The organism is Microcella sp., assembly GCF_030645145.1.
Classification (GTDB): Bacteria; Actinomycetota; Actinomycetes; order Actinomycetales; family Microbacteriaceae; genus Microcella.
This window is the reverse complement of record NZ_JAUSMI010000027.1, coordinates 1-21,471: the sequence shown is the minus strand read 5'-3', so window position 1 is coordinate 21,471 and position 21,471 is coordinate 1. Positions and strand designations below refer to the sequence as shown.

At 70.2% G+C, this 21,471-nt stretch carries 21 protein-coding genes and 1 tRNA gene; 15 read left to right on the top strand and 7 right to left on the bottom strand.

Annotated elements, in window-relative coordinates:
- The first annotated feature begins 375 nt into the window (after positions 1-375).
- The 4 genes from Q7T15_RS01640 (at position 376) to Q7T15_RS01625 (ending at position 4,370) form a co-directional block, all read left to right on the top strand.
- Positions 376-1,626, top strand: a complete 1,251-nt coding sequence (locus Q7T15_RS01640) for an extracellular solute-binding protein (protein ID WP_304692615.1) — start codon at positions 376-378, stop codon at positions 1,624-1,626.
- A gap of 50 nt (positions 1,627-1,676) precedes the next feature.
- The gene (locus Q7T15_RS01635) at positions 1,677-2,657 is read left to right on the top strand and encodes a carbohydrate ABC transporter permease (RefSeq protein WP_304692613.1); all 981 of its coding nucleotides are present in this window, start codon (positions 1,677-1,679) and stop codon (positions 2,655-2,657) included.
- A 111-nt stretch (positions 2,658-2,768) separates the two neighbouring features.
- Positions 2,769-3,569: a carbohydrate ABC transporter permease gene (locus Q7T15_RS01630; RefSeq protein ID WP_304692611.1), complete on the top strand. Its 801-nt coding sequence runs from the start codon at positions 2,769-2,771 to the stop codon at positions 3,567-3,569.
- A gap of 6 nt (positions 3,570-3,575) precedes the next feature.
- Positions 3,576-4,370, top strand: coding sequence for a glucosamine-6-phosphate deaminase (locus tag Q7T15_RS01625; RefSeq protein ID WP_304692609.1), 795 nt, complete (start codon positions 3,576-3,578; stop codon positions 4,368-4,370).
- Positions 4,371-4,391: 21 nt separating this feature from the next.
- Here Q7T15_RS01625 and Q7T15_RS01620 read toward each other — a convergent pair whose 3' ends face one another.
- Together Q7T15_RS01620 and Q7T15_RS01615 are read right to left on the bottom strand one after the other, a co-directional pair.
- The gene (locus tag Q7T15_RS01620; protein WP_304692607.1) at positions 4,392-4,787 is read right to left on the bottom strand and encodes a DUF4383 domain-containing protein; all 396 of its coding nucleotides are present in this window, start codon (positions 4,785-4,787) and stop codon (positions 4,392-4,394) included.
- A gap of 2 nt (positions 4,788-4,789) precedes the next feature.
- Positions 4,790-4,860 (bottom strand) — tRNA-Gly (locus tag Q7T15_RS01615).
- A gap of 86 nt (positions 4,861-4,946) precedes the next feature.
- Here Q7T15_RS01615 and dcd point away from each other — a divergent pair.
- Positions 4,947-5,543, top strand: a complete 597-nt coding sequence (dcd, locus tag Q7T15_RS01610; protein WP_304692605.1) for a dCTP deaminase — start codon at positions 4,947-4,949, stop codon at positions 5,541-5,543.
- Between the two features lie 49 nt (positions 5,544-5,592).
- Here dcd and Q7T15_RS01605 read toward each other — a convergent pair whose 3' ends face one another.
- Positions 5,593-5,964 carry a response regulator transcription factor gene (locus Q7T15_RS01605; protein WP_304692603.1) on the bottom strand — a complete coding sequence of 124 codons (372 nt, stop codon included), beginning with the start codon at positions 5,962-5,964 and terminating at the stop codon, positions 5,593-5,595.
- Positions 5,965-6,051: 87 nt separating this feature from the next.
- Between Q7T15_RS01605 and Q7T15_RS01600 the strand changes: the two genes are divergently transcribed.
- Entirely contained in the window at positions 6,052-8,106 is a 2,055-nt protein-coding gene (locus Q7T15_RS01600; RefSeq protein WP_304692601.1) for an ATP-binding protein, read from the top strand.
- Between the two features lie 30 nt (positions 8,107-8,136).
- Here Q7T15_RS01600 and idi read toward each other — a convergent pair whose 3' ends face one another.
- Complete coding sequence (idi, locus tag Q7T15_RS01595) at positions 8,137-8,673, bottom strand: isopentenyl-diphosphate Delta-isomerase (RefSeq protein WP_304692599.1); 537 nt, start codon at positions 8,671-8,673, stop codon at positions 8,137-8,139.
- A gap of 21 nt (positions 8,674-8,694) precedes the next feature.
- Here idi and Q7T15_RS01590 point away from each other — a divergent pair, with 21 nt between their 5' ends.
- Genes Q7T15_RS01590 through Q7T15_RS01565 form a run of 6 tightly spaced genes read left to right on the top strand, consistent with a single transcriptional unit; the run spans position 8,695 to position 13,762 of the window.
- Entirely contained in the window at positions 8,695-9,765 is a 1,071-nt protein-coding gene (locus tag Q7T15_RS01590; protein WP_304692597.1) for a polyprenyl synthetase family protein, read from the top strand.
- On the top strand, positions 9,762-10,658 hold the full coding sequence (locus Q7T15_RS01585; RefSeq protein ID WP_304692595.1) for a squalene/phytoene synthase family protein: 897 nt from the start codon (positions 9,762-9,764) through the stop codon (positions 10,656-10,658). The genes Q7T15_RS01590 and Q7T15_RS01585 overlap by 4 nt, the downstream gene beginning before the upstream one ends.
- Entirely contained in the window at positions 10,655-12,229 is a 1,575-nt protein-coding gene (gene crtI / locus Q7T15_RS01580; RefSeq protein ID WP_304692593.1) for a phytoene desaturase family protein, read from the top strand. Before Q7T15_RS01585 ends, crtI begins: the two co-directional genes overlap by 4 nt.
- Positions 12,226-12,588, top strand: coding sequence for a lycopene cyclase domain-containing protein (locus tag Q7T15_RS01575; protein WP_370689075.1), 363 nt, complete (start codon positions 12,226-12,228; stop codon positions 12,586-12,588). Before crtI ends, Q7T15_RS01575 begins: the two co-directional genes overlap by 4 nt.
- Entirely contained in the window at positions 12,585-12,902 is a 318-nt protein-coding gene (locus Q7T15_RS01570; RefSeq protein ID WP_304692590.1) for a lycopene cyclase domain-containing protein, read from the top strand. Before Q7T15_RS01575 ends, Q7T15_RS01570 begins: the two co-directional genes overlap by 4 nt.
- The gene (locus tag Q7T15_RS01565) at positions 12,899-13,762 is read left to right on the top strand and encodes a prenyltransferase (protein ID WP_304692588.1); all 864 of its coding nucleotides are present in this window, start codon (positions 12,899-12,901) and stop codon (positions 13,760-13,762) included. Before Q7T15_RS01570 ends, Q7T15_RS01565 begins: the two co-directional genes overlap by 4 nt.
- Here the strand turns inward: Q7T15_RS01565 and Q7T15_RS01560 are convergent.
- On the bottom strand, positions 13,725-14,048 hold the full coding sequence (locus Q7T15_RS01560; RefSeq protein WP_304692586.1) for a hypothetical protein: 324 nt from the start codon (positions 14,046-14,048) through the stop codon (positions 13,725-13,727). The genes Q7T15_RS01565 and Q7T15_RS01560 overlap by 38 nt on opposite strands.
- Positions 14,049-14,119: 71 nt before the next feature.
- Between Q7T15_RS01560 and glgX the strand changes: the two genes are divergently transcribed.
- The 3 genes from glgX to treZ are packed head-to-tail and all read left to right on the top strand — an operon-like array spanning position 14,120 to position 20,546.
- Positions 14,120-16,327 carry a glycogen debranching protein GlgX gene (gene glgX / locus Q7T15_RS01555; protein WP_304692584.1) on the top strand — a complete coding sequence of 736 codons (2,208 nt, stop codon included), beginning with the start codon at positions 14,120-14,122 and terminating at the stop codon, positions 16,325-16,327.
- Complete coding sequence (treY, locus tag Q7T15_RS01550; protein WP_304692582.1) at positions 16,324-18,750, top strand: malto-oligosyltrehalose synthase; 2,427 nt, start codon at positions 16,324-16,326, stop codon at positions 18,748-18,750. The genes glgX and treY overlap by 4 nt, the downstream gene beginning before the upstream one ends.
- Positions 18,747-20,546, top strand: a complete 1,800-nt coding sequence (gene treZ, locus Q7T15_RS01545) for a malto-oligosyltrehalose trehalohydrolase (RefSeq protein WP_304692580.1) — start codon at positions 18,747-18,749, stop codon at positions 20,544-20,546. The genes treY and treZ overlap by 4 nt, the downstream gene beginning before the upstream one ends.
- 21 nt (positions 20,547-20,567) lie before the next feature.
- Here the strand turns inward: treZ and Q7T15_RS01540 are convergent, their stop codons facing one another.
- Together Q7T15_RS01540 and Q7T15_RS01535 are read right to left on the bottom strand one after the other, a co-directional pair.
- The gene (locus Q7T15_RS01540) at positions 20,568-21,056 is read right to left on the bottom strand and encodes a hypothetical protein (protein WP_304692578.1); all 489 of its coding nucleotides are present in this window, start codon (positions 21,054-21,056) and stop codon (positions 20,568-20,570) included.
- 24 nt (positions 21,057-21,080) lie between these two features.
- The coding region (locus tag Q7T15_RS01535) for an isocitrate lyase/phosphoenolpyruvate mutase family protein (RefSeq protein WP_304692576.1) at positions 21,081-21,471 on the bottom strand (391 nt) is incomplete at its 5' end.

Below are 21,471 nucleotides of genomic sequence, written 5' to 3'. Positions count from 1 at the left end.
GGGCGAGGCACTTGCGTCGGGATTCTTGAGCGCATGCGGCGAGACGCCGGCGGGCTGAGTCATCTGATCCTCCATGTGAAAGTTGAGAGCGAGATCAATGATTGCAAATGATTGCCCATGGTGTCTACCAATCATCCGCATGGTCGAAGTCGGCGGAGTGCGCCACGCCATGCGACGCAGAGTGCCGCTATGGCTCCCATAATTGGCGCTTGACGACGCGATTGAGTTCGGCGATGATCGTGAGCACAGCATGACGGAAAGTGCGTGTTACTGGTCATATACAGTCAGATCAGTGCATGCGACAAGCTTCCATCATTCCGAAACGGCGCGGCGATCCGCAGCGGCCGTGGTCCACAACACAGTGAGGAAACACGAATGAAGAAGTCGCAACGGTTCGCCGCCATCGCGGTCGCGACAACCGCATCGCTCTCGCTCGCGGCCTGCGGGTTCAGCGAATCCGGTGGCAGCGGCGGTGATGCCGAGGGAGGCAGCACGTCGCTCAACCTTCTCGTCCCGAGCTACTCCGATGCCACTCAGAGCCTCTGGGAAGAGGTCATCGAGGGCTTTGAGAGCGAGAACCCCGACATCTCGGTGAATCTCGAGGTGCAGTCGTGGGACAACCTCGAGAGCGTGCTCGCCACGAAGATCCAGGGCGGCCAGGCTCCCGACATCTACAACGGCGGCCCCTTCGCAGGATTCGCGGCCGATGACCTGCTGTATCCGGCGCAGGACGTCGTCTCGCCCGAGACCTTCAGCGACTTCCAGGAGTCGTTCATCGCGAACGCCGAAGTCGACGGCACGGCCTACGCGTTGCCCCTGATCGCCTCAGCGCGCGCTCTCTTCGTCAACAACGAACTGCTCGAGCAGGCCGGCGTGGACGCCGCGCCCACCACATGGGATGAGCTGCTCGACGCCGCGACGAAGATCTCGGGGCTCGGCGGCGGCATCGCCGGCTACGGCATGCCCCTTGGCTCAGAAGAGGCCCAGGCAGAAGCGGCCATCTGGCTGTGGGGCGGCGGCGGAACCTTCGGCGACGCCGAGAAGATCACCGTGGACGACCCGTCCAACCTTCCCGGTGCCGAGCAGATCAAGAAGATGATCGACGCCGGCGCGACGCAGGCCGATCCCGGATCGACCGATCGCTCGCCGCTCATGGACATCTTCGTCCAGGGCAAGATCGGCATGCAGGTGGGGCTTCCGCCGACCGTCGGCCAGATCGCGGAGGGCAACCCCGACCTCGACTACTCGATCGTGCCCATCCCCACGCGCGACGGCAGCCCGTTCACCCTCGGCGTCATGGATCAGCTCATGGCGTTCAAGAACGGCGGCGACAAGCAGGAGGCGATCACGAAGTTCCTCGACTACTACTACTCGGCCGACGTGTACGTGCCGTGGGTGCAGGCCGAGGGGTTCCTTCCCACCACCAAGTCGGGTGCCGAGCAGCTCTCGGGCGAGGCATCGCTGAAGCCGTTCCTCGACGTGCTGCCGGGCGCTAAGTTCTACCCCAGCACCAACCCGGCGTGGTCGGCCACGAATGGCGCGTTCAAGTCTCTCTTCGGGCAGATCCAGTCGAAGCCCGCCGCGGAGGTCCTGGCCGAGATCCAGGCGCAGGCCGACGCTGGCTGATGCGCCCCGCCATCACCCATCACCTCTGAGGAAACGGTGAGTACCTCATCATGATCACCACGACCGATACGCCATCGGTCCCCGGGGCGGGGGCGGCCCAGCGCCGTCCCCGCCCCGGCGGCGACCTCCGCTCGGTCGAGAAGCCACGAAGCGGCGCGCGCGACCTGCTCGCCGCCCTCCCGTGGATCTCGCCCGCCCTCTTGCTCATCGTCGGCGTCGTGATGTTCCCGGCCGCCGTGATGTTCTACAACTCCACGCGCGACATCTCGGTCTCGGGCATCGACAAGGGCTCGGTCGGATTCGCGAACTACGCCGAGGTCTTCGCGTTCCCGCACTTCTGGCCGATCTTCCTCCGCACCATCGTCTGGGTGGTCGTGGTCGTCGTCGCGGCGGTGCTCATCTCGCTCGCCCTGGCGCAACTGCTCAACAAGGCGTTCCCCGGTCGGCGCATCGTGCGGCTCGCGGTCATCATCCCGTGGGCCGCCTCGGTCGTCATGACGACACTGGTCTTCTACTACGGGCTCGAGCCCTACTTCGGCATCATCAACAAGACGCTCGTCGACATCGGCCTCATCACGACCCCCGAGGGCTACGGATGGACGAGGAACCCCCCGACCGCCTTCGCCTGGTCGATCGTCGTCGCCGTGTTCGTCTCGTTGCCATTCACCACGTACACGATCCTCGCCGGACTGCAGATGGTCCCCGGTGAAGTGCTCGAGGCGGCGAAGATGGATGGCGCCGGGCCCGCTCGCACCTATGTCAGCGTCGTGCTGCCGCACCTTCGCGGGGCCGTCGCGGTCGCCGTGCTCATCAACATCATCAACGTATTCAACTCGCTGCCGATCCTGAAGGTCATGACCGGGTCGATACCGGGCTACGACGCCGACACCATCATGACGATGATCTTCAAGTACATCCAGGTGCAGCAGAAGATCGACGTCGCGAGCGCTCTCTCGGTCGTCTCGTTCCTCATCGTCATCGTGATCGTCGCCGTGTACGTCAGGGTCGTCAAGCCCATGAAGGAGGTCTGAACGATGGCGATCATCGCGCCCGCGCTCCAGGCGATCCGACTCCCCGCAACCCAGGTTCGCCGACGCCGCTTCACCGATGACCAGGTGCCCTTCGGCAGCGTTCTACTCAGGATGCTCGCTGGATTGGTCGTGCTCGTCGTCTTCACCCTCCCATACCTGATCATGTTCTTCGGATCGGTCAAGACGAAGCCCCAGATCCGCTCGGTCGACCCGACCTACTTCCCCACCGAGTGGCGCTGGGAGAACTTCGCCACGATGTGGTCCACTCCCGAGACGCCGCTGCCGCAGAACATGATCTCGACGATCGTGATCTCGACGCTCGCCACGGCCCTGGTGCTCGTCGTCGCGATGCCGGCGGCGTACTACACCGCCCGGTTCGTGTTCCCGGGGCGCATGGTGTTCCTCTTCCTCGTCATCGTGACGCAGATGCTGCAGCCGGCGCTGTTGACGTCAGGGCTCTTCCGACAGTTCCTCGCGCTCGGGCTGATCGACACGTGGGCGGCCATGATCTTCATCAATGCCGCATTCAACCTCTCGTTCGCGGTGTGGATCATGCACTCGTTCTTCGCGGGAATACCGCGCGAGGTCGATGAGGCTGCGCAGCTCGACGGCGCGGGACGGCTCACGGTGCTCTTCCGCATCAACCTGCCGCTCGTCTGGCCGGGAATCGTCACGGCGATCGTCTTCACGTTCGTCGCGTGCTGGAACGAGTTCGCGGCCTCCCTCGTGATCCTCTCGACCGCGGGCAACCAACCGCTCTCGGTCGCGCTCACGAAATTCGTGGGGCAGTACGAGACGAGCTGGCACTACGTCTTCGGCGTCTCCCTCGTCGCGATCATCCCGGTCGTCGTGCTGTTCATGCTCATCGAGAAGCGGCTCGTCGGCGGCCTGACCGCAGGCAGCGTGAAGTAGGACGGCATGGCAGAAGTTGCAATCGTCGCCGACGCTGACGAGGCGGGCGAACTCGTCGCCGAATCGATCGTTTCGCTCCTGCGTTCGAAACCCGACCTCGTGCTGGGCCTCGCGACCGGATCGACTCCGCTCTCGAGCTATCGGGCTCTTGCGCATCGAATCCGGCACGAGCGCATCGACGTGCGCGGCGTGCGCGGATTCGCTCTGGACGAGTATGTCGGCCTGCCGGCGGGTCACCCGCAGAGCTATCGATCGGTGATCAGCCGCGAGGTTGTCGAGCCCCTCGGGCTCACGCCGGACCTTGTGCGCGTACCCAACGGCGACCTCCGCACTCTGCGCATGGCGGGGAGCGAGTACGAGGCCGCGATCAGCGCCGCGGGTGGCGTCGACCTGCAGATCCTCGGTATCGGGCGTTCCGGTCATATCGGTTTCAATGAGCCCGGTTCGTCGCTGGCATCGCTCACCCGGGTCAAGACGCTCACCGAGTCGACGCGTTCCGACAACGCCCGTTTCTTCGACTCCCTCGACGAAGTTCCGATGCACTGCATCACCCAGGGGATCGGCACGATTCTGAGGGCCCGCCACCTCGTGCTCCTCGCCTTCGGTGAAGCGAAGGCGAGGGCGATCGCCGCGGCGGTGGAGGGCCCGGTGTCGGCCAGTCAGCCCGGATCGGCGATCCAGCTCCATCCGCACACCACGGTCGTCGTCGACGAGGCGGCGGCCTCGCTCCTCGCCCACGCCGACTACTACCGATATGCCTGGGCGAGCAGGGCGGCGCTGCCGATCGAACAGGCGGGCTGATGGCGCGCGGCCCGGCCGGGGTCAGCGCTGCGCGCGACCGGCTCCGAGGCTCGCCCCGAGCAGGAAGGCCGCTGCGGCGAACTGCAGCAGGGCATCCGTCGCATTGAGGGCGAGCACGTTCGCGGGGGTGCCGATCAGATAGAGACCGGCGATGCCGGCGGCGAGCAGCACGGCGCCCATGATCGTGTTGACGCGTCGCGCGGCGCTCGTCGACCTCAGCGCCGGGACGAGCAGAACCGCGCCGACGGCCATCGACAGCACCGATTGCAGCGGGTTGACCGTGAAGAAGACCAGCAGCGGCACGCCCTCGACATCGAGCGGGGGCAACCCGAACGATGCGACGAACCCGGCGGCGCCGAGGGCGATGAACACGAGGCCGAAGCCGAGGGCGACGAGGCGGTTCCAGGAGTGGACCATCGAGCGGATGACGGGAATCGAACCCGCGCTATCAGCTTGGGAAGCTGAAGTTCTGCCATTGAACTACATCCGCGTCGCCCCGAAGGGCTGCGTCGAGTGTAGCAACGCAGCGCCGACCGTCGCCGCGATGGGGGGCCGCCATCTCGATAGGCTGACCGCATGCTGCTGAGCGACCGCGACATCCGTGCCGAACTCGATTCGGGCCGCATCGGCCTCGATCCGCTCGACCTGTCGATGGTGCAGCCCTCGAGCGTCGACGTGCGCATCGACTCGTTCTTCCGCCTGTTCGACAACCACAAGTACCCGTACATCGACCCCGCTGAAGAGCAGCCCGAGCTCACGCGCTTGGTCGAGGCGAAGGCCGACGAGCCGTTCATCCTGCACCCGGGCGAGTTCGTGCTCGGCGCGACCTATGAGCAGGTGAGCCTCCCCGACGACATCGCCGCGCGCCTCGAGGGCAAGAGCTCGCTCGGTCGTCTCGGCCTGCTGACGCACTCGACCGCCGGCTTCATCGACCCGGGCTTCAGCGGCCACGTGACTCTCGAGCTCAGCAACGTCGCGACGCTGCCGATCAAGCTGTGGCCGGGCATGAAGATCGGCCAGCTGTGCTTCTTCCGTCTGAGCTCGCCCGCCGAGAACCCGTACGGGACGGGCGGCTACCTCAACCGCTACCAGGGCCAGCGCGGCCCGACGGCGTCGCGGTCGTTCCAGAACTTTCACCGCACGGTCATCGCGCGCTCCGACTCCGCCGACTGAGCGCCGTCAGGGGGCGGATGCTCGGCTCGCGCCGCGCCGGACCCTCGACCTACGCGGCGGCCTCGAGCAGCGTCGCGATGCGCTCGACGAGCTCGCGCGAGCTGAACGGCTTCACGATGTAGTCGTTCGCGCCGGCGGCGAACGCGCGGTCGACGTCGTTCTGCTGCGAGCGGGCGGTGAGCATGAGCACCTTGATGCCGCCGCCGACCTCGTCGGCCCGGAGGCGCTCGAGCACCTCGATGCCGTCGAGCTTGGGCATCATCCAGTCGAGGATGATGAGGTCCGGGTTCTCGGCGAGGGCGAGCTCGAGGCCGCGCTCGCCGTCGCTCGCGCTCTGGACGTCGTGGCCCGCACCGCGCACTCGATTCTCGAGCAGCAGCAGCACGTCGGGCTCATCTTCGACGATCAGGATTCGCGACACGATTCCCCTCTCCGGTCATCAGACTCTAGTCTCACGAGTGACAGGGATTCGATCTTTCGGGTGCCGCGTCGCGAGAGGAGCACCCCCATGGGTCAAGCGGGCATCGCGACCCAGCTCTGGTACGCCACTCCGGGCATCCGCCGCGCCGGGATCACGGCGCTCGTCGTGATGACGGGCCTCATCGGCTGGCTCAGCGTGGCGATGCACGTCGAAGGCTCTCCGATCGCCCCGTGGTGGCCCGCGGCGGGCGTCGCGGTCATCGCCGTGCTCGCCTCGCGCGGCTCCCGTCTCGTGGTGACCGCGGGCATCTTCGTCGCGGCGTTCGCCGCCAACGCGCTCCTCGGCCGCGAGTTCGGGCTGACCCTCGGCTACGGGATCGCCAATGCGGCCGAGGCGTACGTCGTCGCGCAGTTCGCCTCGCGGGGCGGGCCGGAGGCGCGTCTCGACAGCCTGAGGGATGTGACTCGCTTCATCATCGCGGTCGTACTCGGGGCTCTCGTGATGGGAATCCTCGGGGGGCTGACCGCGGCGATCGCTGCCGACGCCGACTTCCTGACCTCGGCGTTCGCCCTCCTCTCCTCGCATGGCTCGGCCATGCTCGTCGTCGCGCCCGTCGCTCTCGTCAGCCGTCGCCTCGCGCGCGGGGTGCGGCGGTTCGAGGTCATCGTGCAGCTGACCGTCCTCGTCGTGATCGTCTCGCTCGTCTTCTGGCCGGGCAACACCCTGCCGCTCGCGTTCGTCCCGCTCGTCGCCCTCCTGTGGGCGGCGTTCCGGCTCCCGATCACCGTCGTCGCGGTCGAGCTGCTCGTCGTGGCAGTCCTCGCCACGACCCTTGCCGGGATGGGTGGCGGCGCGATCGGCAGCTACGTCGCCTCCGACCCGCGGCTCGAGGCCGTGCTCCTGCAGCTCTTCCTCGTCGTCCACGCGTGCGCCGCGCTCTTCGTCTCCGCAGCCCGCAACGACTGGGCGAACGTCGTCACGCAGCTCGGCGCGCGTGAGGCGCTCCTGCGCGGCGGCATCGTCAACTCCGAGACGGGCATCCTCATCGCCGAGATCCTCGACGGCGACCGCCTGCGCGTCGTCGGCGTGAACCCGACCGCGCTCGGCGCGCTCGGCCGCGAGACGATGCCGCCCACGTGGGGCGTCGTCGGCCTGCGCATCTCGCGCGGCCAGCCCGTGTTCGGCGTGACGGAGCTCGACGACGCCATCCGGCGGCGCGAGGTCGCGCGTCTCGAGCTCGATCGCGAGGGCCGCCGCTTCGACGTCGATCTCGGCCTCCACGACGGCGCGGGCGGCGCGACCGTCATGACGATCGTCTTCACCGACGTGACGACCCGCGGTGAGCGCGAGCGCCGCGCGATCGCGGCGGCCGACCAGATGCGCGATCTGAACCGTCAGAAGGACGACTTCATCGCGTCGGTGAGCCACGAGCTCCGCACTCCCGTCACGAGCATCCTGGGCTTCGTCGAAGACCTCGACGGCGCCGATCTGAAGCCCGCCGAGCGGGTCGCGACCGAGGTCATCGCCCGCAACGCCCGCCGACTGGCCGACGTCATCGAGGACGTCCTCGAGCTCGGCAAGCTGAGCTCGTCGGAGGCCGTGTCGCGACCGGCCGTCCCGTTCGACGTCATCGCCCTGACCCGCCACTGCGCGCAGGACGCCGAGGGTCTCGCCGTGGGGCGCTCCGTGCGGCTGCGCGTCGCGTCCCCGGTCGATGCGCTCCCGATCCGCTCGGTGCCGCAGGACCTCACGCGCGTGCTCGCGAACCTCCTGTCGAACGCGGTGAAGTTCACGCCCGACGGCGGCGAGGTCGAGGTCGACGTCGACCCGAGCGCCGAGGGCGTCGTCATCACGATCACCGATCACGGCCCCGGCATCCCGCCCGCCGTGCTCGAGCAGGTCTGGGATCGCTTCTACCGCGTCTCCGACGCCGAGCACCGCGACGTCCCGGGCACCGGCCTCGGCCTGCCGATCGTGCGCTCGCTCGTCGAGAAGCGACTCGCCGGTCGCGTCGAGCTCCACTCGGACGGCGAGTCGGGCACGACGGCCCGCGTCTCCCTGCCGTGGGATCGCGATGCGATCGGGGCGGATGCCCCTGCCGCCGTCGACGAGGACGACACCGTCAGCATCGGCCACGCCTGACGCGCGGCGCGAGCCGCGATGCCGGGGGCGCTACGGCGCCCGGTAGTCGCCCTGCCAGGCCGCGAGCTGCCAGCCGAGCCAGGGGCTGTACGCGAACGGCGTCGCGCTCACGGCGGAGCGCAGAGCCTCCGGCTCGACCCACGCCCACTCGGCGACCTCGTCGTCCGCCGGCGCGGGGTCGCCCTCGGCGATCGCGGTGAAGACGGGGCAGATCTCGTTCTCGACGATGCCCGAGGCGTCGACGGCTCGGTAGCGGAAGTCGGGGAGCGCGCTGCGCACCGAGCGCACCGTGAGCCCGAGCTCGCGCTCGGCGCGGCGCGCGATGGCCTCGGCGAAGTCCTCGTCGGGGCCGGGGTGGCCGCAGAAGCTGTTCGTCCACACGCCCGGCCACGTCGCCTTGCCGAGCGCGCGGCGGGTGACGAGCACTCGTCCGCGCTCGTCGAACACGTGGCACGAGAATGCGAGGTGGAGGGGGGTGTCGTCGGTGTGCACGGTCGCCTTGGGGGCGGTGCCGACGGGGCTGCCGTCCTCGGCGAGGAGGACGACGCTCTCGGGGATTACGGTCATGGGTGCCGCTAGTCTGCTGGGGTGGATCGACACGACGGGGTGGCGGTGGCCGCGGAGCGCGGTGCCCTGGTCGACGCTGTTCTGGAGCGCTTCTTCAGCCTATCCAAGAAGCGGGCGACGCCCCTGGGTGCCCCGTACGAGCAGCTCTGGGGTCTGCTCGAGCGCAACACGCAGGGCGGCAAGCGCTTCCGGCCCCGCATGGTCATGGCCGCCTACGCCGGACTCGGCGGCGACGACATGGACGCCGCCGCGTACATCGGCGCGAGCTTCGAGCTCCTGCACACCGCGCTCATCGTGCACGACGACGTGATCGATCGCGACTTCGTCCGGCGGGGCATCCCGAACATCTCGGGCTCGTACCGCGACCACGCCGTCGATCGCGGCGCGAGCGTCGAGATCGCCGAGCACCGCGGCGTCTCCGCCGCCGTCATCGCCGGAGACCTGGCGCTCTTCAACGCCTACCGCCTGATCGACAAGAGCGGCGTCACGGGCGAGATGCGCGACCGGCTCCTCGAGATCCTCGACGAGGCGATGTTCGCGAGCGCCGCGGGCGAGCTCATCGACGTCGATCTGTCGATGGCGACGACGACGCCGCTCGTCGACGACATCCTCACCATGGAGCGCCTCAAGACCGCCGTCTACTCGTTCGAGACCCCGCTGCAGGCCGGGGCGGTCCTCGCCGGAGCGGGCGAGGAGACCGTCTCGACCCTCGGCGAGTTCGGCCGAGAGATCGGCATCGCGTACCAGATCGTCGACGACGTGCTCGGCGTCTTCGGCGAGGAGGAGTCGACGGGCAAGACCACGATCGGCGACCTCCGCGAGGGCAAGCGCACGGTCATGATCGCCTTCGCGTGCTCGACGCCCGAGTGGGCGCGCCTGCGCGAGCTCATCGGCGACCCCGACCTCACCCACGCCCAGGCCATCGAGGCGCGCCTGCTGCTCGTCCAGTGCGGCGCGAAGGCCTTCGCCGAGGACCTCGCCCGAGGGTACGCGCAGCGCGCCCTCGCGCGTCTCGCCGAGCCGCACATTCCCGCCGCCCTCCGCGACGAGCTCCACCCCGTCGCCGAGACCGTCCTGAACAGGGTGCGATGAAGCGCTTGAGCCTGTACGACCGCGCCGCCGACGAGGTCGCGGGCGTCGTGATCCGCCGCTACTCGACGTCGTTCGGCCTCGCGTCCCGCCTGCTGGCGCCGGGCATCCGCCAGCACGTCGAGAACATCTACGCGCTCGTGCGCGTCGCCGACGAGATCGTCGACGGAGGCGTCGCGGAGGCGGGCCTCGACCAGGCCGCCGCCGGCCGCTACCTCGACGAGCTCGAGGCCGACACGAACCAGGCGATGGAGAACGGCTACAGCTCGAACCTCGTCGTGCACGCCTTCGCCCGCACGGCCCGCGAGGTCGGCTTCGGGCGCGAGCTCACCGAGCCGTTCTTCCACTCGATGCGCATGGACCTCACCGACACCGAGCACGACAAGGCGAGCTTCGACCTCTACGTGTACGGCTCCGCCGAGGTCGTCGGGCTCATGTGCCTCCGAGCCTTCATGCAGGAAGCCCCGGTGAGCGGCGGCCAGAATGACCGCATGGTGCGCGGCGCCCGAGCCCTGGGCGCGGCGTTCCAGAAGGTCAACTTCCTCCGCGACCTCTCCGCCGACTTCGAGACGCTCGGTCGCAGCTACTTCCCGGGGGTCCGCGTTGACTCGTTCACGGAAGAGGAGAAGCACCGCTTGCTCGACGACATCGACGACGATCTGCGGATGTCCGCCGCCGTCCTCCCCGACCTCCCGGCCTCCAGCCGGCGGGCCGTCGCCCTCGCCCAGGGCCTCTTCGCCGAGCTCGCCGCACGGCTGCGCCGCACGCCCGCGAACGAGCTCGTGCGCACCCGCGTGCGCGTGCCCGACCCCGTGAAGCTGCGCATCGCCGCGAGCGTCCTCGCCGGCCGCCTGCCCCAGCCGACTCCGGCCCGCGCCTCGGCGGTGACCGCGTGAGCCGCGTCGTCGTCATCGGCGGCGGCATCGCGGGTCTCGCGAGCGCCGCCCTCCTCGCCCGCGAGGGCCACGAGGTCACGCTCGTCGAGAAGCGCGACGCCACGGGCGGCCGCGCCGGCTCGTGGGAGTCCGACGGGTTCCGCTTCGACACCGGTCCGAGCTGGTACCTCATGCCCGAGGTCTTCGACCACTTCTTCAAGCTCCTCGGCACGAGCGCCGCCGAGCAGCTCGAGCTCGTGCAGCTCGACCCGGGCTACCGCGTCATCACCCAGGGCCACGACGACTGGACCGACGTCGCGGCGACGCGCGAGGAGAACGTCGCGCTCTTCGAGTCGATCGAGAAGGGCGCGGGCGTCGAGCTCGAGCGCTACCTCGACTCGGCCTTCGACACGTACGAGATGGCCAAGCGGCGGTTCCTCTACACGAGCTTCGAGTCGTTCGGCCCGCTCCTCACGACCGACGTGCTCAAGCGCGCGCCGAAGCTCGTGAGGATGCTCCTGCAGAACCTCGACTCGTACGTCGCGAACCGCTTCGACGACCTGCGGCTGCGTCAGGTGCTCGGCTACCCGGCCGTGTTCCTCGGTTCCTCGCCGTTCGACACCCCCTCGATGTACCACCTCATGAGCCACCTCGACCTCGCCGACGGCGTGCTCTACCCGATGGGCGGCTTCACGACGCTCATCGAGCGCATCCACGCGGTCGCCGAGCAGCACGGCGTCACCATCCGCACGAGCGCCCCGGTCGGCCGCATCCTCGTCGACGAGGCGACGAGCGCCGCGCGCGGCGTCGAGCTCGAGTCGGGCGAGGTCATCGAGGCCGACATCGTCGTCTCGGCCGCCGACCTCCACCACACCGAGACGCAGCTGCTGCCCGAGCGGTTCCAGTCGTACCCCGAGCAGTACTGGAGCGACCGCAATCCCGGCCCGAGCGCCCTGCTCATGTACCTCGGCGTCGAGGGCGAGCTCCCGAACCTCGAGCACCACACGCTGCTGTTCGCGGCCGACTGGCGCGAGAACTTCGAGGCGATCTTCGGCGAGAACTCGCGCCTGCCCGACCCGGCCTCGCTCTACATCTGCAAGCCGAGCGGCGTCGACCCCTCGGTCGCGCCCGAGGGCCACGAGAACCTCTTCGTGCTCGTCCCGGCCCCCGCCGATCTCTCGCTCGGCCGCGGCGAGGTCGACGGCGACGGCGACACCCCGCTCGAGGTCTACGCCGACCGCATCATCGCCCAGATCGCCGAGTGGACGAAGACCCCCGATCTGGCCGACCGCATCGTCCTGCGCCGCACGTACGGCCCCGGCGACTTCCACGACGACCTCAACGCCTGGCGCGGGAGCATGCTCGGGCCGGCGCACACGCTCAAGCAGAGCGCGTTCTTCCGCACCGGCAACGTGTCGAAGAAGGTACGCGGCCTGTACTACGCGGGCGCCTCGACGATCCCCGGCATCGGCCTGCCGATGTGCCTCATCAGCGCGGAGGTGCTCATCAAGCGCCTGCGCGGCGACACCTCGACGGGTCCGCTCCCCGAGCCCCTCGAGGCGAGCAGGCCGGCGGCGGCCCCCGCGGCGTGATCGGCTTCAGCTACCTCGCGGCGCTCGCGATCTCGCTCACGGGCATGGTCGTGCTCGACCGTCGCTTCCGGCTGTTCTTCTGGCGCGACGCCCGCCGGGCCCGGATCGTGCTCCCGCTCGGCGTGCTCTTCTTCCTGATCTGGGACGTCTTCGGCATCGCCCTCGGCATCTTCTTCCGCGGGCAGACCGAGTTCATGACGGGGCTCCTCATCGGCCCCGAGCTGCCGGTCGAGGAGGTCTTCTTCCTCACCCTGCTGAGCTATCTGACGATGAACGCCTACGCGGCGGCGGGCGACCTGCTCGACGCGCGAGGCTCGCGCCGAGCATCAGCTCGCATGAATGCGGGGGGTGCGGGATGACCTACACCCTCCTCAATATCGTCTTCCTGGCGGTCGTCGCCCTCGTCGCGATCGCGGCCGTCGTCGCCCGCCGGTCGCCGCGCTGGCGCGCGGTCGGGCTCGCCGCCCTCCTCCTGCTCACGATGACCGCGATCTTCGACAACGTCATCATCGGCACGGGGCTCGTCGCGTACGACGACAGCCTCATCAGCGGGGTGCGGATCGGCCTCGCCCCGATCGAGGACTTCGCGTACACGGTCGCGGCCCTCGTCCTCCTGCCCGCGGTGTGGGAGCTGCTCGCGCGGCGCCCGCAGCGGCAGGATGAGATCTCGTGAGGACCCTCGGCCAGCTGCTCGTGAGCTCGCGCCCGCTGAGCTGGATCAACACGGCGTTCCCGTTCGGCGCCGCGTACCTGCTCACGACGGGCCGCCTCGACCTCGCGTTCTGGGTCGGCACGATCTTCTTCCTCATCCCGTACAACCTCGCGATGTACGGCATCAACGACGTCTTCGACTACGAGAGCGATCTGCGGAACCCGCGCAAGGGCGGCGTCGAGGGCGCGCTGCTCGACCCGCGCATCCACCGCACGACCCTCATCGCGGCCGCGGTCTCGTGCGCCCCGTTCCTCGTCGTGCTCGTCGCGCTCGGCGGGCCGCTGTCGTGGCTCGTCCTCGCGATCAGCATGTTCGCCGTCGTCGCGTACTCGGCGAAGGGGCTGCGCTTCAAGGAGAAGCCGTTCCTCGACTCGCTCACCTCGAGCACCCACTTCGTGAGCCCGGCCGTCTACGGTCTCGTTCTCGCGGGGGCGGAGTTCACGCCGCAGCTGTGGCTCATCCTCGCCGCCTTCTTCCTGTGGGGCATCGCGAGCCACGCGTTCGGGGCGGTGCAGGACGTCATCGCCGATCGCGAGGGCGGCATCGCGTCGATCGCGACGGTCATCGGCGCGCGGACCACGGTGCGGTTCGCGGTCGTGAGCTACGTGCTCGCGGGGCTGCTGCTGCTCGGCACCGACTGGCCGGGCCCGCTCGCGGCGCTCGCCGCGGTGCCCTACGCCGTGAGCACCGCGCAGTGGTGGAACGTGAGCGACGAGGATGCCGAGAGCGCCAATCGGGGGTGGAAGCGGTTCCTCTGGCTGAACTTCCTCGCGGGGGCCGTCGTCACGATCCTGTTGATCGTCTGGGCACTGGATCGCTGATCCGCCCCGTCGGTGCTACCGTCGTCGACTTGTGGCAACGGAGCCCCCACCGCGCGCGAGCCTTGTCGAGGTCGGCCCCCGGGGGCACCGTGATCTCTTCGAGGCGGCAGGGAACCTCCGCCGCGATCCAGAGCAGATCGATACCCTCGACGTGCCGCAGGGGAACAAGCTCTCCCTCCCCCGCCTCGATGAGGGCGCGCATGCGTCGGTGGAAGATCAGGGCCATCTCCGATTCGGCGATGTACCTGTTCCCGAAGTAGTGAACGACGTATCCGATGGCCCCCATAGTGAGGCACAGGCTAGGCGTCGCAGGACAAAGAATCGAGGGAAACCCTCGAAAACGGAGGGGGCTTGACAATGCATTCATGGCCGGGCAGTGCGTATCCGCTGGGGGCCACGTTCGACGGCAACGGCACCAATTTCGCGATCTTCAGCGAGGCCGCCGAGCGCGTCGAGCTGTGCCTGATCGAGGAGAAGCGCGGGGGCCGCCGAGTCGAGGAGCGCATCGAGCTCATCGAGGTCGACGCCTTCGTGTGGCACGCCTACCTCCCGAGCGTCCAGCCGGGCCAGCTCTACGGCTATCGGGTGCACGGCGTCGACGACCCGTCGACCGGGCGCCGCGCGAACCCGAACAAGCTCCTCCTCGACCCGTACGCGAAGGCCGTCCACGGCCAGATCGACTGGGACGAATCGCTCTTCCCCTACCGCTTCGACGCCCCCGACGAGCGCAACGACCTCGACTCGCTTCCGCACGCGATGCTCGGCGTCGTCATCAATCCCTTCTTCGACTGGGCGGGCGACCGCTCCCCGGGCATCCCCTACGGCCAGTCGGTCATCTACGAGGCGCACGTCAAGGGCCTGACCCAGACGCACCCCGACATCCCGAAGGAGATCCGCGGCACGTACGCGGCCGTCGGGCACCCCGCGATCATCGAGCACCTGCGTCGCCTCGGCGTCACCGCGATCGAGCTCATGCCCGTGCACCAGTTCGTGCAGGACAAGCACCTCGTCGACCAGGGCCTCGCGAACTACTGGGGCTACAACACGATCGGATTCCTCGCCCCGCACAACGCCTACTCGTCGGCGGGCGACCGCGGCCAGCAGGTGCAGGAGTTCAAGTCGATGGTGCGCGCGCTCCACGCCGCGGGCATCGAGGTCATCCTCGACGTCGTCTACAACCACACCGCCGAGGGCAACCACATGGGCCCGATGCTGAGCCTCAAGGGCATCGACAACGCGGCCTACTACCGGCTCATGGACGACGAGCCGCAGTACTACCGCGATTACACGGGCACGGGGAACAGCCTCAACGTGCGCCACCCGCACTCGCTGCAGCTCATCATGGACTCGCTGCGGTACTGGGTCACCGAGATGCACGTCGACGGCTTCCGGTTCGACCTCGCCGCGACCCTCGCGCGCGAGTTCTACGACGTCGATCGCCTCTCGGCCTTCTTCGACCTCGTGCAGCAGGATCCGGTCGTCTCGCAGGTCAAGCTCATCGCCGAGCCGTGGGACATCGGGCCCGGCGGCTACCAGGTCGGCAACTTCCCTCCGCAGTGGACGGAGTGGAACGGCAAGTACCGCGACACCGTCCGCGACTTCTGGCGCGGGGAGGAGGGCACGCTCGGCGAGTTCGCCGCCCGGCTCACCGGCTCGGCCGACCTCTACGAGGCGGACGGCCGCCGCCCGGTCGCGAGCATCAACTTCGTCACCGCGCACGACGGCTTCACGATGCGCGACCTCGTGTCGTACAACGAGAAGCACAACGACGCCAACGGCGAGAGCAACAACGACGGCGAGAGCCACAATCGCTCGTACAACCTCGGCGTCGAGGGCCCGACGGACGACCCGATCATCCTCGCGCTGCGCGGCCGGCAGGTCCGCAACTTCCTCGCGACGCTCCTGCTGAGCCAGGGCGTGCCGATGATCGCCCACGGCGACGAGCTCGGCCGCACGCAGCAGGGCAACAACAACGTCTACGCGCAGGACAACGAGCTCTCGTGGATCGACTGGGCGACCGCCGACACGTCGCTCGTCGAGTTCGTCGGCTCGCTCGCGCGGCTGCGGCGCGAGCATCCCACATTCCGCCGCACCCGGTACTTCGACGGCCGGCCGGTCCGCCGCGGCAAGAGCGACCCGCTGCCCGACGTCGAGTGGCTGCGCCCCGACGGCACCGCGATGGACGAGTCGGACTGGGAGTCGGGCTTCGGCCGCACGGTCGGCGTCTACCTGAACGGCCACGGCATCCGGGGGCGGGATGCCCGGGGCGAGCGCATCACGGACGTCAACTTCCTCGTCTACTTCTCGGCCCACACCGAGCCGATCGAGCTGACGCTGCCGCCCGCCGAGTACGGCGCGCGCTGGGAGCGGCTCGTCGACACGAGCGGCCTCGGCGACACCGCCGCGGTGATCGAGGCCGGCTCGTCGATGCAGCTCGAGGCGATCAGCCTCGTGGTGCTCCGCGAGCACATCGCCGCCGAGCACACGGTCGACGACGCCGTGTCGCTCTCGCTCTCGCCGGCCCCGGTCGAGGTCATCGGAACCCCGGCGGTGACGCCCGCATGAGCCGCACCGAACTGCCCCGCTCGACCTACCGGCTGCAGGTGAGCCCCGACTTCCCGCTCGACGAGGTCGCGGCGCTCGCCGACTACGTGCGCCTCCTCGGCGCCGACTGGCTCTACCTGTCGCCGCTGCTGCAGGCGACGCGCGGCTCGCAGCACGGGTACGACGTGGTCGACCACGGCGTCGTCGACGAGGAGCGCGGCGGGCCCGAGGCGCTCGAGCGCGCCGCCGCGGCCGCCGTCGCGCGCGACCTCGGCGTGCTCGTCGACATCGTGCCGAACCACATGGGCGTCGCCGACCCCCGGCAGAACGACTGGTGGTGGAGCCTGCTGCGCGACGGGCGCGAGGGCGAGATGGCGGAGGCCTTCGACGTCGACTGGGCGTTCGGCGGCGATCGGGTGCGCATCCCCGTGCTCGGAGCCGAGCTCGAGGAGGTCATCGCCGACGGTCACGTCGAGCTGCGCGACGATGCGATCGCCGTCTACGGCACCGAGTACCCGCTCGCGGCGGGCAGCGCCGACGACGTCGACGACCGCTCCGCGGCGACGCCCGAGCAGCTGCGCGCGGTGCTCGACCGGCAGCGCTTCGAGCTCGTGCACTGGCGCAGCGCCGACGCCGAGCTCAACTACCGCCGCTTCTTCGCCGTCAACACGCTCGCCGCCGTGCGCGTCGAGGTGCCGTGGGTGTTCGAGCGCTCGCACGCCGAGATCGTGCGCTGGGTGCGCGAGGGGCTCGTGCAGGGCATCCGCGTCGACCACCCCGACGGCCTCCTCGACCCGGGCGGCTATCTCGACGAGCTCGCCACCGCGACCGGGCACGCGCCGGTGTGGGTCGAGAAGATCCTCGAGGGCGACGAGCAGCTGCCCTCGTTCTGGCAGGTCGCCGGCACGACCGGCTACGACGCGCTTGCGACGATCGACCGCGTGCTCGTCGACCCCGCCGGGCGCGGCGCGCTCGACGACCTCGACGCGCGACTGCGCGCCGAGACGTCGACCGCGCACCAGCTGCAGGAGTCGACCGCGGGCGGCGCCGACGAGCCGCAGCGGCTCGACTGGCACGCGCTCATCCGCCGCACGAAGCGCCGCATCGCCGACACGATCCTGCGCAGCGAGGTCCTGCGGCTCGAGCGCGAGCTGCCGCACGCCGTCCCCGAGGCCGCCGACGCGCTCGCCGAGCTGCTCGCGTGCTTCCCCGTCTACCGCTCGTACCTGCCCGTCGGGGTCGAGCAGCTCGAGGCCGCGCTCGAGGCGGCTCGGGCATCCCGCCCCGAGCTCGAGGCGACCTTCGACGCGCTCGCGCCGCTCCTCGCCGACCCCGCCCAGCCGGTGGCCATCCGTTTCCAGCAGACGAGCGGCATGGTCATGGCGAAGGGCGTGGAGGACACGGCCTTCTACCGCTACTCGCGCCTCGCATCGCTCACCGAGGTCGGGGCCGACCCGGCCGAGTTCGCGGTCGACGTCGACGAGTTCCACCGCCGGCAGCTCGTCCGCCAGGGCAGCTTCCCCGCCTCGCTCACGGCGCTCTCGACGCACGACACGAAGCGCGGGGAGGACACGCGCGCGCGCATCCACGTGCTCGCCGAGGTGCCCGAGGCGTGGGATGCGCTGCTCGCCGAGCTGCGCGAGCGCGCGCCCATCGGCGACGGCCCCTTCGAGAACATCCTCTGGGAGTCGCTCGTCGGCGCCTGGCCGATCTCGGCAGACCGCGCGCACGCGTACGCCGAGAAGGCCTCGCGCGAGGCGGGCACCGCGACGACCTGGACCGAGCCCGATGAGGAGTTCGAGGCGCGCATGCACGACGCGATCGACGCCGTCCTCGCCGAGGGCGAGCTGCGCGACCTCGTGCAGGAGTTCGTCGACGCCGTCGCCCCCTACGGCTGGTCCAACGCGCTCGCGGCGAAGCTCCTGCAGATCGCCGCGCCGGGAGTCCCCGACGTCTACCAGGGCAGCGAGCTGTGGGAGACGAGCCTCGTCGACCCCGACAACCGCCGCCCCGTCGACTACGCCGCGCGACGCGAGCTGCTCGCGCGCGTCGACGGCGAGCACCCCTCGGCGACCCCGGGGTGGATGCCCGACATCGACGCCGACGGAGCCGCCAAACTCCTCGTCACGAGTCGCGCCCTCCGCGTCCGCCGCGACCGGCCCGAGCTCTTCACCCGCTACGCGCCGCTCCCCGCGATCGGCACCGCGGCCGCGCACGCCATCGCCTTCGACCGCGGGGGAGCGGTCGCGATCGCGACGCGCCTGCCCGTCGGGCTCGAGCGCGCGGGCGGCTGGGGCGAGACGATCGTCGTGCTGCCGCAGAGGCCCGTGCTCGACGCCTTCACCGGGCGCGTGTACGCCGGCGGCGAGCTGAGACTCGCCGACGTGCTCGAGCGCTACCCCGTTGCCCTCCTCGTGGAGGTCGAGCAGGATGACGCGTCATGAGCAGGCTGACTGACGGACGAGCCGATGCGCGGGTGTGGGCGCCCGTGGCCGAGCGGGTCGCGCTGCACCGCGTGCGCGCGGGAGCCGCGGAGCGCATCGAGCTGACCCGCGACGGCGAGTGGTGGGTCGCGATCGGGGCGCTCAAGGCGCACGATCGCTACGGATTCCTGCTCGACGACGACGAGCATCCGCTGCCCGACCCACGCTCGCGCCGCCAGCCCGACGGCGTGCACGGGCTCAGCGCGCTCGACGACCCCGCCGATTCCGACTGGCTCGACGACAACTGGCACGGCCGGCAGCTCGCCGGCGCGGTGATCTACGAGCTGCACATCGGCACCTACAGCCCCGAGGGCACGTTCGACGGCGCGATCGCGCGGCTCGACCACCTCGTGGAGCTCGGCGTCGACTTCGTCGAGCTGCTGCCGGTCAACGGCTTCAACGGCGAGCACAACTGGGGCTACGACGGCGTCGCGTGGTTCGCCGTGCACGAGCGCTACGGCGGCCCCGCCGGCTACCGCCGCTTCGTCGACGCATGCCACACGCGCGGGCTCGCCGTCATCCAGGACGTCGTGCACAACCACCTCGGCCCGAGCGGCAACTACCTGCCGCAGTTCGGCCCGTACCTGCACCGGCACTCGGCCAACACGTGGGGCGACTCGGTCAACCTCGGCAACCTCGAGGTGCGCCGCTTCGTGCTCGACAACATCGCCATGTGGTTCGAGGACTTCCACGTCGACGGCCTGCGCCTCGACGCCGTGCACGCGCTCGTCGACGAGTCGCCGACGCACATCCTGCAGGCCATGGCGGAGGAGACCGACGCGCGATCGGCCCACCTCGGCCGGCCGCTCACGCTCATCGCCGAGTCCGACATGAACGACCCGCGCCTCATCATGCCGCGCGAGGCCGGGGGCTACGGCCTCACCGCGCAGTGGAGCGACGACCACCACCACGCCATCCACGCGGCCGTCACGGGCGAGGCCGACGGCTACTACGCCGACTTCGCGACGGCGGATGCCCTGCCGAAGACCTCGACGAAGGGGTTCTTCCACGACGGGACGCACTCGTCGTTCCGCGAGCGCCCGCACGGCTTCCCCATCCCGGCCGAGGTGCCGATGTGGCGGCTCGTCACGTTCGCCCAGGACCACGACCAGATCGGCAACCGCGCGGCGGGCGACCGGATCTCGCAGTCGCTCGGCGACGACGAGCTCGCCGTCGCCGCGGTGCTCAACCTCACCTCGCCGTTCACGCCCATGCTCTTCATGGGTGAGGAATGGGGTGCGTCGACGCCGTGGCAGTTCTTCACCTCGCACCCCGAGCCCGAGCTCGGCCGCGCGACCGCGGAGGGCCGGCTCGCCGAGTTCACGAAGATGGGCTGGGACGAGTCGGTCGTGCCCGACCCGCAGGACCCCGCGACGTTCGAGCGCTCGAAGCTCGCGTGGGCCGAGGTCGACGAGCCCCGCCACGCGCGGCTGCTCGCCCTGCACCGGGCGCTCATCCGTCTGCGGAGGCACCTGCCCGAGCTGACCGACCCGCGCTTCGAGCACACGCTCGCCGCGGGGGAGGGCGAGGGCGGGCTCGCGGTGTTCCGCCTCGATCGCGGGGCGGGCATCCAGTCGCCGCTCGGCGGCATCGTGAGCGTGTGCGCGGCGATCCGCGAGGAGGCGTCGTTCGAGGTCGGCTCGGAGGCGGCGCTCGAGCTGTCGACGACGCCCGACGCGACGCTCGTCGACGGCGTGCTGACGCTGCCCGCGCGCTCGGCCGCGGTCGTGCGGGTGCGGGTGGCGCGCGCAGTCTGAGCCGGCTCGGCGGCCGGAGGGCTACAGGCCGCCGCCGATGCCGATCGCGACGAGCAGGAGCACGGGAGCGAGCCCGAGCACGATGCCGACGCCGAGAGCGAGCGAGCTGATCGCGCGACCGCCCAGCGCGGATGCCCGGCGCAGCCCGCGCGCCGCGACCACGACCGTCACGGCCGCGGTGAGCGCCGCGAGCACGAGAGCCCCCAGGATCACCGCACTCGACCCGACGCCCGGGATCCGCACGAGACCGCTCGCCGCGACGACCTGCCCGGCGAACCCCAGGAGGGTCACGACGATGCCCGCGCGCGCGATGCGAGCGTCCCGGTTCGGGCCGGGGCGCATCGACCGCTCGGCGTCGGGGCTCAGCGCCGAGAACGGCTGCGGCTCGCGGTGCGGCGCGCCGAGGAAGCGCTCGCCCGTCCACCAGCGCTCGTAGCCCTCGCGCTCGGGGTCGGGCTCCCAGCCGGGCCGCACGCGATCGAGGTCGTCCTCGTCGTCGGGGTAGGGCATGCTCACTCCTCGGTCCTCCCGCGGCTAGAGCTCGTAGCGCGTCGCGAGCTCGGCCGGGTAGTCGCCGCGGGCGGTGAGCTGCTCGGCCGCCGACGCGAGGTGCGCGAGGGTGAGGCCGAGGATCTGCGGGCCGAACGAGATGCGCCCGACTCCGAGCTCGGCGAGGCGCGCGAGGGGGATGTAGCCCGGGTGCGCGAAGAGCGCGACCGGCGCGCGGACGGCGGCCACGGCATCCGCCACCATCTGCTCGGTGCGCAGGCCGAGCACGAAGACGCTCGTCGCGCCCGCGTCGACGTAGGCGTTCGCGCGGTCGATCGCCTCGTCGAACGCGTCGGGCGATCCGGCGAGGGTGTCGGTGCGCGCGTTGATCGCGAGCGGCACGCCCGCGGCGTCGGCGGCGGCGCGCGCGGCGGCG

What these genes read in the sequence shown, in the direction of transcription:
- Q7T15_RS01620 (WP_304692607.1), bottom strand. Translation starts at nt 4,787, where the DNA reads ATGGTCCACTCCTGGAACCGCCTCGTCGCCCTCGGCTTCGGCCTCGTG.
- Q7T15_RS01635 (WP_304692613.1), top strand. Translation starts at nt 1,677, where the DNA reads ATGATCACCACGACCGATACGCCATCGGTCCCCGGGGCGGGGGCGGCC.
- dcd (WP_304692605.1), top strand. Translation starts at nt 4,947, where the DNA reads ATGCTGCTGAGCGACCGCGACATCCGTGCCGAACTCGATTCGGGCCGC.
- treY (WP_304692582.1), top strand. Translation starts at nt 16,324, where the DNA reads ATGAGCCGCACCGAACTGCCCCGCTCGACCTACCGGCTGCAGGTGAGC.
- Q7T15_RS01630 (WP_304692611.1), top strand. Translation starts at nt 2,769, where the DNA reads ATGCTCGCTGGATTGGTCGTGCTCGTCGTCTTCACCCTCCCATACCTG.
- Q7T15_RS01640 (WP_304692615.1), top strand. Translation starts at nt 376, where the DNA reads ATGAAGAAGTCGCAACGGTTCGCCGCCATCGCGGTCGCGACAACCGCA.
- Q7T15_RS01540 (WP_304692578.1), bottom strand. Translation starts at nt 21,056, where the DNA reads ATGCCCTACCCCGACGACGAGGACGACCTCGATCGCGTGCGGCCCGGC.
- glgX (WP_304692584.1), top strand. Translation starts at nt 14,120, where the DNA reads ATGCATTCATGGCCGGGCAGTGCGTATCCGCTGGGGGCCACGTTCGAC.
- Q7T15_RS01560 (WP_304692586.1), bottom strand. Translation starts at nt 14,048, where the DNA reads ATGGGGGCCATCGGATACGTCGTTCACTACTTCGGGAACAGGTACATC.
- Q7T15_RS01570 (WP_304692590.1), top strand. Translation starts at nt 12,585, where the DNA reads ATGACCTACACCCTCCTCAATATCGTCTTCCTGGCGGTCGTCGCCCTC.
- Q7T15_RS01625 (WP_304692609.1), top strand. Translation starts at nt 3,576, where the DNA reads ATGGCAGAAGTTGCAATCGTCGCCGACGCTGACGAGGCGGGCGAACTC.
- idi (WP_304692599.1), bottom strand. Translation starts at nt 8,673, where the DNA reads ATGACCGTAATCCCCGAGAGCGTCGTCCTCCTCGCCGAGGACGGCAGC.
- Q7T15_RS01585 (WP_304692595.1), top strand. Translation starts at nt 9,762, where the DNA reads ATGAAGCGCTTGAGCCTGTACGACCGCGCCGCCGACGAGGTCGCGGGC.
- treZ (WP_304692580.1), top strand. Translation starts at nt 18,747, where the DNA reads ATGAGCAGGCTGACTGACGGACGAGCCGATGCGCGGGTGTGGGCGCCC.
- Q7T15_RS01600 (WP_304692601.1), top strand. Translation starts at nt 6,052, where the DNA reads ATGGGTCAAGCGGGCATCGCGACCCAGCTCTGGTACGCCACTCCGGGC.